A 13169-nucleotide genomic window follows, 5' to 3' on the forward strand; every position below is an offset into this window, starting at 1 on the left:
GCCTTCAGACATGGCCAAAAAAGCCCCCCGCCGAACAGCCGAGCGCATTGCCGACGTGACGCTGGAGCTGTTCAACCGCTTTGGTGAGCCCAACGTCTCGACCACGTTGATCTCTGCCGAGCTGGGCATCAGTCCGGGCAACCTCTATTACCACTTCCCATCCAAAGACGCCTTGGTCAATCGCCTCTTTGACCAATACGAGACCGCCATGCTGGGGCTGCTGGACGCCGCCCCCGATGTACGGGACATCGAAGACACCTGGTTTTTCCTGCATTCGCTATTTGAGCAGGTGTGGAGCCACCGCTTTTTGTACCGGGACCTGAACAACCTGCTCTCCGGCAACCGGCATCTGGAGACGCACTTTCATGCGGTGCTGGAACGCCAAACCCACGCGTTCAGGTTGATGCTGGAGTCACTGGCCGCCGCAGGTCTGATGCGCATCGGGCCGGACAGCATTGAAACGCTGTCAGCCAGCATGTCGGTCATGGTGACCTACTGGCTCAGCTATGAATACGTCCGCAACCCCCGCCAAGCCTTGGAGCCCGCCAGCGCGGGGCTGGCCCTGACACGGGGTGCCCAGCATGTGCTGGCCTTGCTGACCCCGTACATGGCCAGCCAGGACTTGCAAGACCACCTGCAAAGCTTGACGGCTGCATACAGCGCCAGTTGATGGCTTTTTGGGGAGCAGGCCTCGCCGAGCGTGTTGAATCTGAGCGAGGTCCGTGCCTTCGGCTGGGATGGATAGCCACATGCGCGGGCATGACAAAGATGGGCTCGGGCATGAAGCTTCACCTTTGTCGTCCCCGACTCGATCGGGGATCCATGCCTTTTGCCTTCGACTGCCATGGATATCCGCATGCGCGGGTATGACAAATACCGGGGCTGTGGACACGCCCATTTCTGAGCGCTCCCCCCACCGATCAGAACTTTCAGCTGAAACGCTGAGCGGCCAGGGCCAGCAGGCCGTCAAAAATCAGGTTGTCCACCAGCTCAAACTGCACAGACATGCTGGGGGCCATTTTCCAGCCCGCGCCGCCGGTCATGATGCACATGGGCTCTTCGCCCGTGCGCTCGCGCAGGTGCTGAACCATGCGTTCACAAGCCCCCGCAATGGCGTAGGTGCCGCCACTGGTCAGCGCGTCGCTGGTGTTGGTGGGGAAAGGTGTGACTTCTCCAGTGGGCACATGCAAGCCCGCTGTACCCGACTCGAGCGCACGCAGCATGATGCCGTGACCGGGCAAGATCAGCCCACCCAAAAACCGGCCTTCGGCATCGATGGCCTCGACCGTCACGGCCGTGCCCACCATGACCACCACCAAAGGGCGGGACGGGCCAGCGGCCAGCATGCGGTGACGCGCCCCGATCATGGCGACCCAACGATCCGAACCCAAGCGCGAAGGGTGGTCATAGCCATTGATCAGGCCCGCCTCTTGGGCGCTGGGCACCACCCACTGGGGGGTGAAATCCCAAATCTCCATTTGCTCCTGCACGCGGCGCTTGATGGCGTCGCCCGCCACCACACAGCCCAGCATCTGGTCCGGCTTGGGCAGATCGGCCCAAGAGCCTTCTGACAAGCGGTCGATGTTTTCCAAAAATTCGGCGCCATGCGCCAGCAGTTGCCCCTGAGGGCTCGGTTGGTCGTACAGCGCCCATTTCAGACGCGTATTGCCCACATCGATGGCTAAAAATGTCATCCGGCGATGATAATGACTTTCAAAACCCGCAAACGCCTATCGGCATGCGTCATTTCAGGCCCGTTTCAATACTGGGACGCACCACCGGCTGTACCGATTCATAAGCCCGCGCGGCGCGCAGCACCAGCGCATCGCCAAACATGGGCCCCACGATCTGCACGCCCATGGGCAGGCCCGCCCGGGTCACGCCACAGGGCACGGTGATGGCCGGTTGCTGCGTCAGGTTGAAGGGGTAGCTGAACGGCGTCCAGCCCAACATGCTGTGCGGGTCCATGGGGACCGTCCCCGAGGGCCTTGCCTCAAAAGCCGGAATCGACACCGAAGGTGTCACCAGCAGGTCGTAGCGCTGCATGAACTGGCGCATGTGCGAGCCCAGCACGCCCCGGCGTTGGTTCAACTGCTGGATCTGCTGCGCATTGAGCTGTGCGCCCAATTGCGCTTCAGCGCGGAAGTCCGGGTCGGCCAGGGCCTGCTGCGCTGCCGTGAGGCCGGACCAGACGGTGTAGGCGCCAAGGAACCACAGGCCGGTGGTGATTTCAAGCGGATCGTCAAAGCCAGGGTCCACCTGCTCCACGTGAGCCCCCAGGTCCTGGAGCTTTTTCACGGCCTGATCCACGGCTGCGGCAATCTCGGGGTGGACATTGTGGGCGTAACCGAGCGTCGGCGAATACGCGATGCGCAGGCCGCGAATGCCGTCTTCCAGCCCCACGGTGTAGTCGGTCGCCTCGGGCGGCAGCGAAGTCCAGTCTCGGGCGTCGGGCTTTTTGAGGACGTTCATCATCATGGCGGCATCGCGCACGCTCAGGGTGTGCGGCCCCAGATGCGCCACCGAACCAAAAGGCGACAGCGGGTAAGCCGGCACGCGGCCAAAGCTGGGTTTCAAACCCACGTTGCCACAAAACGCGGCCGGAATGCGCACGCTGCCCGCACCGTCGGTGCCCACCGCCAAAGGACCCAGGCCCGCAGCCACAGCCGCCGCCGCACCGCCTGATGAGCCGCCGGGTGTGTGGTTCAAATTCCAGGGGTTGCGGGTGATGCCCGTGGCGGGCGAGTTGGTTTCGCCCTTGCAACCAAACTCGGGCGTGGTGGTCTTGCCCAGCAACACCGCACCTGCTTCACGCAGGCGTGCTGTGGCCGGCGCGTCCACCTCCCAAGGCTGCTGGGGGTCGATGGTGCGGCTGCCGCGCAGCGTGGGCCAGCCTTGCGTGAGGATCAGGTCCTTGATGCTGGTGGGCACCCCGTCGAGTTCACCCACCGGAGCGCCTGTGCTGCGGTGCGCTTGCCAGCGCGCTTCACTGGCACGGGCGCTGGCCAATGCGCTTTTGGCATCGACCAGACAAAAGGCGTTGATCTGCGGGTTGAGGCGGTCCATGCGCGAGAGCACCGCCTGCGTGGCCTCCACCGGGCTGGCCTGACCACTGCGGTACAAAGCCATCAATTCATGCGCGGTGCATTGGGTCAGGTCGGTGGTGCTCATGCAAGTCTCCAATCGTTGAGAGTCAGGTCACACCCAGCCCATCAAGGCCGAGTTTCAGGGTCTGGTGCGGGTTTGGGGGCTGAGCTTTTTCCAGGGCAAATCGCCCGGGTCGGCGGCCATAGGGCCCGCCGCCTTGGCCACCAACACCCGGCTGGCGATGGGTGTGAAATCGGCGCGGAAATGGTTGGAGCTTTTGACCACCAGCAACTTCATTTGCTCGGGCTGAATGCCCACAGCACGGAACAGTTCGCGGTCGAGCATCTGCATCTTGCCGCTGGCCACGGCCACCAGCACGCCGTCGATTTCAAGGCAGGCGCTGGGACCGATATGGGCTTTCATGCCGGTCATCATCGGGCCTTTGAGCTCGCACTCGTCCCCGCCCAATGCACGCACCACAAAGCGCCCTTGCACAGGCGGGTCACTGGGCGCACCGGTGAAGGTGGGCACGGCCTTGCCCAAGGCCAACTCCAGCACCGCCCCCACGCCAGCGGCGTGCGCCTGGCGCGCCGCAGAGGGGTCGTACAGCATGCCCAGCGCCACTTGCCCAGGCCAGCGTTGACCGGCCCCCTGCTGCAGCAAGGCGTGCAGCATGCCCGTGGTGTTGCTGTCGCCGCCTGCGCCCGGGTTGTCTTGCGTGTCGGCCATGACCACGGGCGGGCCCGAGACCTCGGCGGTGGCCAAAGCTTGCGCCACCGCTTCGCGGGCGGGCAAGACATCGGGACGCCATTGGCCAGGTTCGGCCACAAGCGCAAACAAGCGCTGCACCACCGCATCGGCTTGCGGGCCGTGGCCCCACACCACAGGGCCGCACTCGTCAAAGTCAGAGGCGGGGAAGCCCATGCAAAAACTGAGCATGCAGCCGGTCTGCGCCTCCAGCGCGATCATTTCGTCATAGAGGTCTTTTGCCGGGGCCATCCAGGTGCTTTGCGCGTTGAGGGGAATCAAAAAGGGCAACCGCCGCGCTTGCATGGGCCGCTTGGCGCCTGCGCGCAGGTGTTCACGCAGCAGCAGGGCGGCCCGCTCACCGGTCTCGGCCATGTCGATGTGCGGGTAAGTGCGGTAAGCCACCAGACCGTCGGCCAGGCGCAGCATGCGTTCGGTCACATTGGCGTGCAGGTCCAGGCTGCCCACAATGGGCACGCGGGGTCCCACCACGGCACGGATGCGAGCAATCAACTCACCCTCGCTGTCGTCGGCGTTTTCGGCCACAGCAGCACCGTGCAAATCGAGGTAAACACCATCGAGGCCCTGCACCATGGCTGTACGCACATCTTCGACAATGGCGCCGCAGATGCGCTCAAAAGCGTCGCGTGTGACATAGGACGAGGGCGTGGCCCCGGCCCAGGCCGACGGGACGATCTGCCAGCCTTCGCGTCGGGCCGCGTCAATGAACCCACCCGCCGGGATGTTCACGCCAGTCATGGCATCGACCATGGCCTGTCCGCGCACAAAGGCCGGAAAGGCCTCACCGGTCTGAAAAGCGGCCCAATCGGCCAGGCTGGGGGCAAAGGTGTTGGTTTCGTGCTGGTAGCCAGCGATCAGGATGCGGGTCATGCCGTGTCAATCAGGGTGTTCGGTCGGCGGCAAGGCCGCAGGAGCGGCCTCCAAAAGCCGCCGTGTGTAGTCTTGCTTCGGGTTGGCGTACAGGTCGGTGGTGCGGCCTTGCTCCACGATGCGGCCTTGGTGCATCACGATCACGCGGTCGCACAGCTGGGCGGCCACGCGCAGGTCGTGCGTGATGAACAGCAGCCCCAGGCCCAGGCGCGACTGCGCTTCGCGCAGCAGGTTCAGGATCTGGGCCTGCACACTCACATCGAGCGCGCTCACGGCCTCGTCTGCCACCAGCACCTGCGGGCGACAGGCCAGCGCACGGGCAATCGCCAGGCGTTGACGCTGACCGCCGCTGAACTGGCTGGGGTAGCGCTTCAGGGCCTCCACCGGCAAACGCACCTGCGCCATCAATTCGACCGCCAAGGCTTCGGCCTGTTCACGCGACTGGCCAAAGTTCATCGCGCCTTCGACCATGGACTGGCCCACGGTGCGGCGCGGGTTCAGCGAGCGGTTCGGGTCCTGAAAGACCACCTGCACACGGTGGCGCAGTGGCCGCAACTGGCCCTCGGGCATGCGGGCTACGTTTTCGGCACCCCACAAAATTTGGCCTTCGGTGGGGTCGATCAGGCGGATCAGGCAACGCGCAAAAGTCGACTTACCCGAACCCGACTCGCCCACGATGCCCACTGTTTCACCGGCACGCACGGCAACGGCGGCATCCATGAGGGCGGCTGTGGGGCGGCTGCGGCCCAGCCAGTCGTGGCTGATGTAGGTCTTGCCCACGCTCTGACCCGACAGCAGCGCAGGGCCTTGGGGCTCGGGCTTGGCGGGCGGCGGCGTCATGCCCGGCACGGCGGCCAGCAGCTGGCGCGTGTAGTCGGCGCGGGGACGGCGCAGCACCTGTTCGCAGTCGCCGCTCTCCACCGCCTGACCCTGGTTCATCACCAGCACCTGGTCGGCGATTTCGGCCACCACGCCCATGTCGTGGGTGATGAACAGCACCGCACTGCCCTGCTCGCGCTGCAAGTCGGCGATCAATCGCAAAATCTCTTTTTGCGTGGTCACATCGAGCGCGGTGGTCGGCTCGTCGCAAATCAAAAGCGCAGGCTTCAAGATCACGGCCATTGCGATCACAATGCGCTGACGCTGCCCACCGCTGAGTTGGTGCGGGTAGCTGCGCAGCATGCGCGCCGGGTCGGGCAGCTTGACCCGCTCGAACACCCGCAAAATTTCAGCACGGCGCTGCTCGGCGGGCCAATCGGTGTGGGTGGACAGCAACTCGTCGACCTGGTCACCGCAGCTCATGACCGGGTTCAAGGCCGTCATGGGCTCCTGGAACACCATGCCCATGGCTTTGCCACGCAACTGGCGCAGCCGCAACTTGGACGCCTGCAGCAAGGACTCACCTTGCAGGACGATGTCACCCGCCACGGGCTGCAGCTCTTTGGGCAGCAAGCCCATCACGGTGGTGGCCATGACCGACTTGCCCGAGCCGGACTCGCCGACCACGCACAGGGTCTGGCCCGGCAGGATGTCCAGCGACACTTCGGTAATGGCATGCGCCCGGTCACCACCGGCAGGCAAAGCGACCGAGAGGCCACGAATCGACAGGACAGCTTCAGAAGCGGTGTGCGTCATGCGCCGCTCCGTTTCGCGAATTTGGGGTCCAGCACATCGCGCAGGCCATCTCCCAGCAGGTTGATGGCCAGCACCGTGGGCACCAGAAACAGCGCGGGGAACAGCACATTGCCCGGGTACTGGGTGAACTGCACCCGCCCCTCAGCCATGATGTTGCCCCAGGTCGGGATGTCGGCCGGCAGGCCCAGGCCCAGGAAGCTCAAGATGGCTTCGGTCAGCACGGCACTCGCCGCGATGAAGGTGCCCTGCACGATCAGCGGCGCCATCGCGTTGGGCAGGATGTGGCGCAACAAAATGACCGGCGTGGGTGTGGCCAGGGCCTTGGCGGCCTCCACAAAAGGTTCCTCGCGCAAGGTCAGCACGAGCGAGCGCACCAGGCGCGTGACGCGCGGGATCTCGGGGATGGCGATCGCCACCACCACGGTCCACAGCTGCGCACCCAGTGCCGCCACCAGCGCAATCGCCAGCAAGATGGCGGGGATGGCCATCAAACCGTCCATAAAGCGCATCAGCACCATGTCGAGGGCACGGAAGTACCCCGCCAGCATGCCCAAAGCACCGCCCACCAGCAGCGCCACCACGGCGGTGAACAGGCCCACCAGCAAGGACACACGGGTGCCATAGAGCACACGGCTGTAGATGTCACGGCCAAAGTTGTCACTGCCCATCCAGAAGGTGTGGGCCACACTGGTGCCGTCCAGCAAGCCAAACTGCCCCACCACGCCAGCCTGGGTGTTGATGTTGGCCGAGTCCATGGCCGCCGGGTCCACCGTGCCCAGCCAGGGGGCAGTCAAGGCGATCAGGATCAAAAGACCCAGCACCCCCAAGCCCAAACGGACGGTGGTGTGCGCCAGAAGTTTTCGGAAGAGGGTGTTCATCAGTAACGAATCCGGGGGTCCAGCCACAGGTAGCTCAGGTCCACCAACAGGTTGATCAACACGTACAGCACGCTGAAAAACAGCACCACACCCTGGATGACCGGAAAGTCGCGGTTGAGCACCGCGTCCACCGTGAGCGAGCCCAAACCGGGAATGGCATAAACCGTCTCGGTCACCACCACACCACCAATCAAGAGCGCGATGCCAATGCCGATCACCGTGACGATGGGCACCGCGGCATTGGCCAGCGCATGGCGCAGCAACACCACCTGCTCGGTCACGCCTTTGGCGCGGGCGGTGCGGATGTAGTCCTCGGTCAGCGCCTCGGACACGCTGGCGCGGGTGACCCGTGCGATCAACGCCACATAAATGGTGGCCAACGACAGCCAAGGCAGAACCAGCTGGTAAGCCCAGGCGCCCACACCTTGCGAAAACTCGCCAAACAAGCGGCGGTAACCCTGCACGGGTAGCCACTGCAACTGGATGGCAAAGATGTAGATCAGCACGTAACCGATCACGAACACCGGCACCGAAAACCCCGCTACCGCAAAGCCTGACAACAAACGGTCCAGCCAACCGCCCATGCGCCAGGCGGCCAGCGTGCCCAGCGGCACCGCCACCAGGACGGCCAGCACCATGGTGCCTGCCGCCAGGGACAGCGTGGGCTCGATGCGCTGGGCAATCAGCTCGGTCACCGGTTTGCCCAAGTAGAAGGAGTAACCCAAGTCACCCTGCAGCACCCCCATCAACCAGATGCCGAATTGCGCGAACAGCGGCTTGGTCAGGCCCAGCTGTTCGCGAATGCGGTCAATGTCTTCGTTGGTGGCGTTGTTGCCCGCGATCACAGCGGCCGGGTCCCCCGGCGTGAGCCGAAGGATCAGGAACACGATGACCGCCACCGTGAACAACACGGGGATCAGCGCCAGCAGGCGCTGCAGCAGGAATTTCAGCATAAAACTTCAGCTGTTCCAGGGTGCGAGAAGACGGTCAGTTCTTCTTGATGTTCCAGTACACCTGCGCACCACCGGGCACCAGGCCCGAGATGTTCTTGCGCAGGGCAGCAGGGTTGAAGTACTGGCCCAGCGGCACGTGGGTGGCGGTTTCCATGGCGCGCAACTGGATCTGCTCGGCGATCGCTTTCTTTTGTGCGTCGGTGGTCGACTGGGCGAACTTGACCTTCAGGTCTTCGATCTGCTTGTCGTCTTGCCAGCCGAACCAGCCCTTGTCACCGGCCGCGTTCATCATGGCCATGGTCAGCGGGTTCAGGATGTCGCCCGCTGTCCAGGCGGTCATGAACGCGTTCCAGCCGCCCTGTGCGGGTGCGTCTTTCTTGGCGCGGCGTGCCACCAGGGTGGCCCAGTCCATTTGCTGCATGTCGACCTTGAAGCCCGCAGCTTCAAGTTGTTGCTTGGCCACCAGGGGCAGCTTGGCAATGGCGGCCAGATCAGTCGGACGCATCAGCACCACGGGCGTGCCGTCGTAGCCGGCATCCTTGAGCATTTGAGCCGCTTTCTTGGGATCGGCCATGCCGGTGTAGATGCCGGTCTTGTCGCTGGCAAACGGTGTGCCGCAGGGATACATGCTCTTGCAGAAGGTGTACATGCCCGGTGCACCGACCTGTGTTTTGAGGTGCGCTTCCTGCCCCAGCGCCACCATGGCGGCCTGACGGATCTTCACGTTATTGAAAGGTGCATGCAGGTGGTTAAAGCGCAGGATGAACTGCAGACCTGCGGGCTGGGCGTCCACGATCTGGATGTCTTTTTGGGCCTTCAGGGAGGCGTATTGCTCAAAAGTGGGCTGCTCGACGATGTCGACCTCACCCGCCACCAAGGCATTGAACTGGGTTTGTGGGTCGCGGATGATGACCCACTCCACGCGGTCCACATGCACCTGCTTGCCGCCGGTCGTGCCATCAGGCGCTTCGCTGCGGGGCTTGTATTTGTCATTTTTGACATAGACCAGGCGCTCGCCGGGCTTGTATTCAGCAGGCACAAACTTGTAGGGGCCCGAGCCGATGTGTTCCTTGATTTGCTCGCTGCCGGGCGTGGCGGCAATGCGTGCGGGCATGATGAAGAGCACATTGGACGAGGGCTTGCCCAGCGCTTCGAGCATCACGCCAAAAGGCTGCTTGAGCTTGATGACAAAGGTCTTGGCGTCGGGCGTGGCGTAGCTGTCCACGCTCTTGGCCAGCACACCGCCAAAGCTGTCGCGGCTGGTCCAGCGCTTGATGGAAGCGACCACGTCTTCACTGGTCACCGCCTTGCCGTCGTGAAACTCCAAACCGTCACGCAGCGTGAAAGTCCAGGTCAGGTTGTCCTTGCTGACGTTCCACTTGTCCACCATCTGGGGCTTGGGCTTGCCGGCCAGATCGGTGCCGAACAAGGTGTCGTAGATCATGTAGCCGTGGTTGCGCGTGACAAAGGCGGTGGACCAGATGGGGTCGAGGATGGTCACGTTGGAATGCGGCACCACGCGCAGGGTCTTGCCCTGGGCTTGGGCCACGAAAGGGGTCAACAAGGCGGCCGCCAATGTGGCCACTGCAAAAAGGGAACGACGTTTCATGGGTTACTCCAGTCAAGACGGGGACATTGAACAACGGTCCGAAACACTATAAAACGAAACATGACCATTTCTTATCAGGACATTACCCAATGGGGTGCACTTGACTTGTCCCGTGCGGTACACAGCAGACAAGTTTCTTGCCGTGAGGTGATGCAAGCGACCCTGTCGCAGGTCGACCGCCTCAACCCACAAAGCAACGCCATCGTGAGCCGTGTGGACAGTGACGCCCTGCTGGCTCAAGCCGATGCGCGCGATGCGCAACTGGCCCGTGGAGAGTCGATGGGCTGGCTGCACGGCATACCGCAAGCCATCAAGGATTTGGCCAATGTGCAAGGTCTGCGCACCACCTTGGGCAGCCCCTTGATGAAAGACTTTGTGGCCAGCGAAGACGGCCTGATAGCGCAGCGCATGAAAGCGGCAGGCGCCATCGTCATCGGGAAGACCAACACACCTGAGTTGGGTTTGGGCTCGCACACCTTCAACGAAGTGTTTGGTGCCACACGAAACGCCTGGGACCCGAGCAAGTCGGCAGGCGGCAGCAGCGGCGGCGCGGGCGTGGCGCTGGCCCAGCGCATGCTGAGCGTGGCCGATGGCTCGGACTTCATGGGCAGCCTGCGCAATCCGGCGGGCTGGAACCATGTGTTTGGCATGCGCCCCTCTCAAGGCCGCGTGCCCATGTGGCCTGCGCAGGACGTGTTCATTGCCCAATTGGGCACCGAAGGCCCCATGGGTCGCCATGTGCGCGATGTGGCCATGTTGCTGTCCACGCAAGCCGGTTCGGCCCCATCCTGCCCCTTGAGCCTGAGCGATGACCCAGCCCTGTTCGCAGGCGCGCTGGACAGCGACCCGCAAGGCCAACGCATCGGCTGGCTGGGCGATTTGCAGGGCTACCTGCCCATGGAAGAAGGCATTGTGGCGCTGTGCGAATCGGCGCTGAAAAGTTTTTCCGGCATGGGCTGCCGCGTGGATGAAGCCCGACTGGGCATGCCACCTGAGCAGATCTGGCAAGCCTGGCTGGTCTGGCGTCAGGCCTTGGTGGGGCCGCGTGTGGCGCCTTTCCTGGTCAACCCGGCCAACCGTGCCCACATCAAGCCCGAGGCACTGTGGGAGCATGACCAGTCCCTCACCTTGACGGGCGCCCAGCTGATGTCCGCCAGTGCCAGCCGGACACGCTTTTACCAAAACATGCTGGCTTTGTTTGAAAAGTTCGATGTGCTGGCCATTCCGGTGGCGCAGGTCTGGCCGTTTGATGTGCATGCGCGCTGGCCGCAGAGCGTGGCAGGTCGCAGCATGGACACCTACCACCGCTGGATGGAGGTGGTGATTTACGCCACCTTTGCAGGCCTGCCCTCGATCAGCGTGCCTGCCGGTTTTGGCGAGAACGGCTTGCCTATGGGTCTGGCTTTGATCGGCAAGCCGCAAGGGGATCTGGCGCTCTTGAAATTGGCACACGCCTACGAGATGGCGAATCTGGACATGATCAGCCAGAAGCCGCCGGGCGTTTGAAAATCAAGCTGCCATGCGCGTCCAGCCCGTGAGGTCCAGAGACGCCAGCGCCATGATCTTGGCGGAATCGACCAGCTCCTGGATGCCCACGTACTCATCGGGCTGGTGCGCCAAATCCAGAATGCCCGGGCCATAAGCGATGCAGTCTTGCAACTTGCCCGTGCGCACGATGTGCTTTTGGTCGTAGGTGCCAGGGCTGGCGATGTAGCTCGGGGCTCGCCCCAGCACCCGGGCAATGGCCCGCGCCGTGGCATCCACCACGGGCGCATCTTTGGGCGTGGCGGTGGGCACAAAACTCATGATGTCGCGGATGCCGTAGTCAAAACCCGGCCGGGTGCGCTTGAGCTCGTCGAGCATGTCGATGATTTCCTGCTTGACGGCTTCGAGGTTTTCTTCGGCGATGAAACGGCGGTCCAGCACCGTGCGGCAGCTATGGGCCACCACTGGCGCGGGCGTTTGCGCCGTGGGCCAGCCGCGCTCGTCGTTGGCATAAACCTGCTCCACCTGGCCGCCGTGGATGCTGTTGATGTTGAGCGTGCTCACGCGTGCGCCGGGTGGCTCCACGGGCTCGGCCGTTTTGCGGCCTTGCAGGCGCGGCTGCAGCTGCGTCTCCAGCAAATGGATGAAGGCGCTCATGTGGTTGATGGCGCTGTCCCCCAAAAACGGCATGGAGCCGTGCGCGATGCGCCCCCGGGTTTCCACCTCGCCCCACCACACGCCCCGGTGCCCCAAGCAAATGCGGTCCACGCCTAAAGGCTCGGGGATGATCACATGGTGCACACGGGGTTTGCTGAAGTAACCGCGCTCGGCCAGATAGCCCACACCCGCAAAACCGCCAGACTCTTCGTCCACCGTGCCGCTGATTTCCAGAGCGCCCGGAATCGGCAAGCCCGACTCGATCAGGGCTTCGCAGGCGATGATGCTGGACGCCAGGCCGCCCTTCATGTCACAGGTGCCCCGGCCGTACACACGCCCATGGGCCACCTGGCCACCGAAAGGCTCGTAAGTCCAGCCCGAACCCGCCTCAACCACATCGATGTGGCTGTTGAAGTGCACGCACTCGCCCGGGGCCTGCCCTTGCCAACGCGCCACCACATTGGTGCGCGGGTGGCTGTCGCTGTCACCGGGTGCGCCAATGGCCCGCACGTACTCGACCGCAAAGCCTTTTTTGGCCAGACGTTCGCCGATGAAATGGGCACACGCCTCGTAAGCATCACCCGGCGGGTTGATGGTGGGGATGCGCACCAACTCTTGCGTGAGGGCCGTGACCTCGTCCCGCTTGGCCTCGATGCGCTCGAGCAGCTTTTGAACAGAAGAATTCATGGCTTCAGTCTATCGCCCGCCAACTGGGGGACGAAGTCACGCAGGGTACAGGGGCCCGTCTTCAGCTTTGCTGCCAAGGCAGGCCGCGAAACCGCCAGCCGCCCTTTTGACCCCGGTGCGCTTGCTCGTCGGGGTCGCCCTCAAAGCCTTCGAGGATGTTGTAGGCCTGCAGGCCCAGTTCGGTGGCGCGCTGGGCGGCGGCGATCGATCGCACACCGCTGCGGCACAACAACACCAGCTTTTTACCACCCGCGCCCAATGCCTGCACACCCGCGTCAAAACCGGGGTTCATCGCCATGCCGGGCCACTGCTTCCAGGCCAGGGCATGGGCGCCGGGCACAAAGCCCACCCAGGCGCGCTCGGCGTCGGTGCGCACATCGACCATCACCGCCTCGCCCGACTGGACCCAGGCCCAGGCCAACTCCGGCGAAATGTCGCCGGCATATCCGTTGGCAGCTTGTACATTGGGGATAGGGGTGGGTTGTGTGCTCATGTCAAGGCTCCTGTGGGCTGGGAAGCAGGAATGGGAAATCGGGTCTG

General features: G+C 63.7%; 11 protein-coding genes. 2 read left to right on the forward strand and 9 right to left on the reverse strand.

The annotated features are described in order from the left end of the window. The first annotated feature begins 10 nt into the window (after window positions 1-10). A complete protein-coding gene (locus B9Z34_RS12430; protein WP_108428437.1) occupies window positions 11-670 on the forward strand; it encodes a TetR/AcrR family transcriptional regulator in 660 nt (219 codons plus the stop codon). Between the two features lie 259 nt (window positions 671-929). Here the strand turns inward: B9Z34_RS12430 and B9Z34_RS12435 are convergent, their stop codons facing one another. From B9Z34_RS12435 to B9Z34_RS12465, 7 genes are read right to left on the reverse strand one after another with little or no spacing between them, the layout of a single operon-like run. Continuing rightward, window positions 930-1694, reverse strand: a complete 765-nt coding sequence (locus B9Z34_RS12435) for a type III pantothenate kinase (RefSeq protein ID WP_108428438.1) — start codon at window positions 1692-1694, stop codon at window positions 930-932. Between the two features lie 49 nt (window positions 1695-1743). Beyond that, window positions 1744-3171 carry an amidase gene (locus tag B9Z34_RS12440; protein ID WP_108428439.1) on the reverse strand — a complete coding sequence of 476 codons (1428 nt, stop codon included), beginning with the start codon at window positions 3169-3171 and terminating at the stop codon, window positions 1744-1746. 54 nt (window positions 3172-3225) lie between these two features. Continuing rightward, window positions 3226-4725, reverse strand: a complete 1500-nt coding sequence (locus tag B9Z34_RS12445) for a M81 family metallopeptidase (protein ID WP_108428440.1) — start codon at window positions 4723-4725, stop codon at window positions 3226-3228. A 6-nt stretch (window positions 4726-4731) separates the two neighbouring features. Further along, the gene (locus tag B9Z34_RS12450) at window positions 4732-6360 is read right to left on the reverse strand and encodes an ABC transporter ATP-binding protein (RefSeq protein ID WP_108428441.1); all 1629 of its coding nucleotides are present in this window, start codon (window positions 6358-6360) and stop codon (window positions 4732-4734) included. Further along, window positions 6357-7238, reverse strand: coding sequence for an ABC transporter permease (locus B9Z34_RS12455; protein ID WP_108428442.1), 882 nt, complete (start codon window positions 7236-7238; stop codon window positions 6357-6359). The genes B9Z34_RS12450 and B9Z34_RS12455 overlap by 4 nt, the downstream gene beginning before the upstream one ends. Beyond that, window positions 7238-8191 carry an ABC transporter permease gene (locus tag B9Z34_RS12460; RefSeq protein ID WP_108428443.1) on the reverse strand — a complete coding sequence of 318 codons (954 nt, stop codon included), beginning with the start codon at window positions 8189-8191 and terminating at the stop codon, window positions 7238-7240. Before B9Z34_RS12460 ends, B9Z34_RS12455 begins: the two co-directional genes overlap by 1 nt. A gap of 34 nt (window positions 8192-8225) precedes the next feature. Then, entirely contained in the window at window positions 8226-9800 is a 1575-nt protein-coding gene (locus B9Z34_RS12465) for an ABC transporter substrate-binding protein (protein ID WP_108428444.1), read from the reverse strand. 66 nt (window positions 9801-9866) lie between these two features. On the opposite strand from B9Z34_RS12465, the gene B9Z34_RS12470 reads away from it, so the two are divergent. After that, window positions 9867-11306: an amidase gene (locus tag B9Z34_RS12470; protein ID WP_369907676.1), complete on the forward strand. Its 1440-nt coding sequence runs from the start codon at window positions 9867-9869 to the stop codon at window positions 11304-11306. A 3-nt stretch (window positions 11307-11309) separates the two neighbouring features. Here B9Z34_RS12470 and B9Z34_RS12475 read toward each other — a convergent pair whose 3' ends face one another. Both B9Z34_RS12475 and B9Z34_RS12480 read right to left on the reverse strand, forming a co-directional pair. Continuing rightward, a complete protein-coding gene (locus B9Z34_RS12475) occupies window positions 11310-12629 on the reverse strand; it encodes an acetylornithine deacetylase/succinyl-diaminopimelate desuccinylase family protein (protein ID WP_108428446.1) in 1320 nt (439 codons plus the stop codon). Window positions 12630-12690: 61 nt separating this feature from the next. Continuing rightward, on the reverse strand, window positions 12691-13122 hold the full coding sequence (locus B9Z34_RS12480; RefSeq protein ID WP_108428447.1) for a rhodanese-like domain-containing protein: 432 nt from the start codon (window positions 13120-13122) through the stop codon (window positions 12691-12693). Between the last annotated feature and the right edge of the window lie 47 nt (window positions 13123-13169).

The organism is Limnohabitans sp. Hippo3, assembly GCF_003063665.1.
In the GTDB taxonomy this organism is placed as follows: domain Bacteria; phylum Pseudomonadota; class Gammaproteobacteria; order Burkholderiales; family Burkholderiaceae_C; genus Limnohabitans_A.

Bases quoted from the DNA above. Each gene is read 5' to 3' on its own strand.
- B9Z34_RS12435 (WP_108428438.1), bottom strand. From the start codon at position 1,694: ATGACATTTTTAGCCATCGATGTGGGCAATACGCGTCTGAAATGGGCG.
- B9Z34_RS12430 (WP_108428437.1), top strand. From the start codon at position 11: ATGGCCAAAAAAGCCCCCCGCCGAACAGCCGAGCGCATTGCCGACGTG.
- B9Z34_RS12455 (WP_108428442.1), bottom strand. From the start codon at position 7,238: ATGAACACCCTCTTCCGAAAACTTCTGGCGCACACCACCGTCCGTTTG.
- B9Z34_RS12465 (WP_108428444.1), bottom strand. From the start codon at position 9,800: ATGAAACGTCGTTCCCTTTTTGCAGTGGCCACATTGGCGGCCGCCTTG.
- B9Z34_RS12475 (WP_108428446.1), bottom strand. From the start codon at position 12,629: ATGAATTCTTCTGTTCAAAAGCTGCTCGAGCGCATCGAGGCCAAGCGG.
- B9Z34_RS12480 (WP_108428447.1), bottom strand. From the start codon at position 13,122: ATGAGCACACAACCCACCCCTATCCCCAATGTACAAGCTGCCAACGGA.
- B9Z34_RS12440 (WP_108428439.1), bottom strand. From the start codon at position 3,171: ATGAGCACCACCGACCTGACCCAATGCACCGCGCATGAATTGATGGCT.
- B9Z34_RS12460 (WP_108428443.1), bottom strand. From the start codon at position 8,191: ATGCTGAAATTCCTGCTGCAGCGCCTGCTGGCGCTGATCCCCGTGTTG.
- B9Z34_RS12450 (WP_108428441.1), bottom strand. From the start codon at position 6,360: ATGACGCACACCGCTTCTGAAGCTGTCCTGTCGATTCGTGGCCTCTCG.
- B9Z34_RS12445 (WP_108428440.1), bottom strand. From the start codon at position 4,725: ATGACCCGCATCCTGATCGCTGGCTACCAGCACGAAACCAACACCTTT.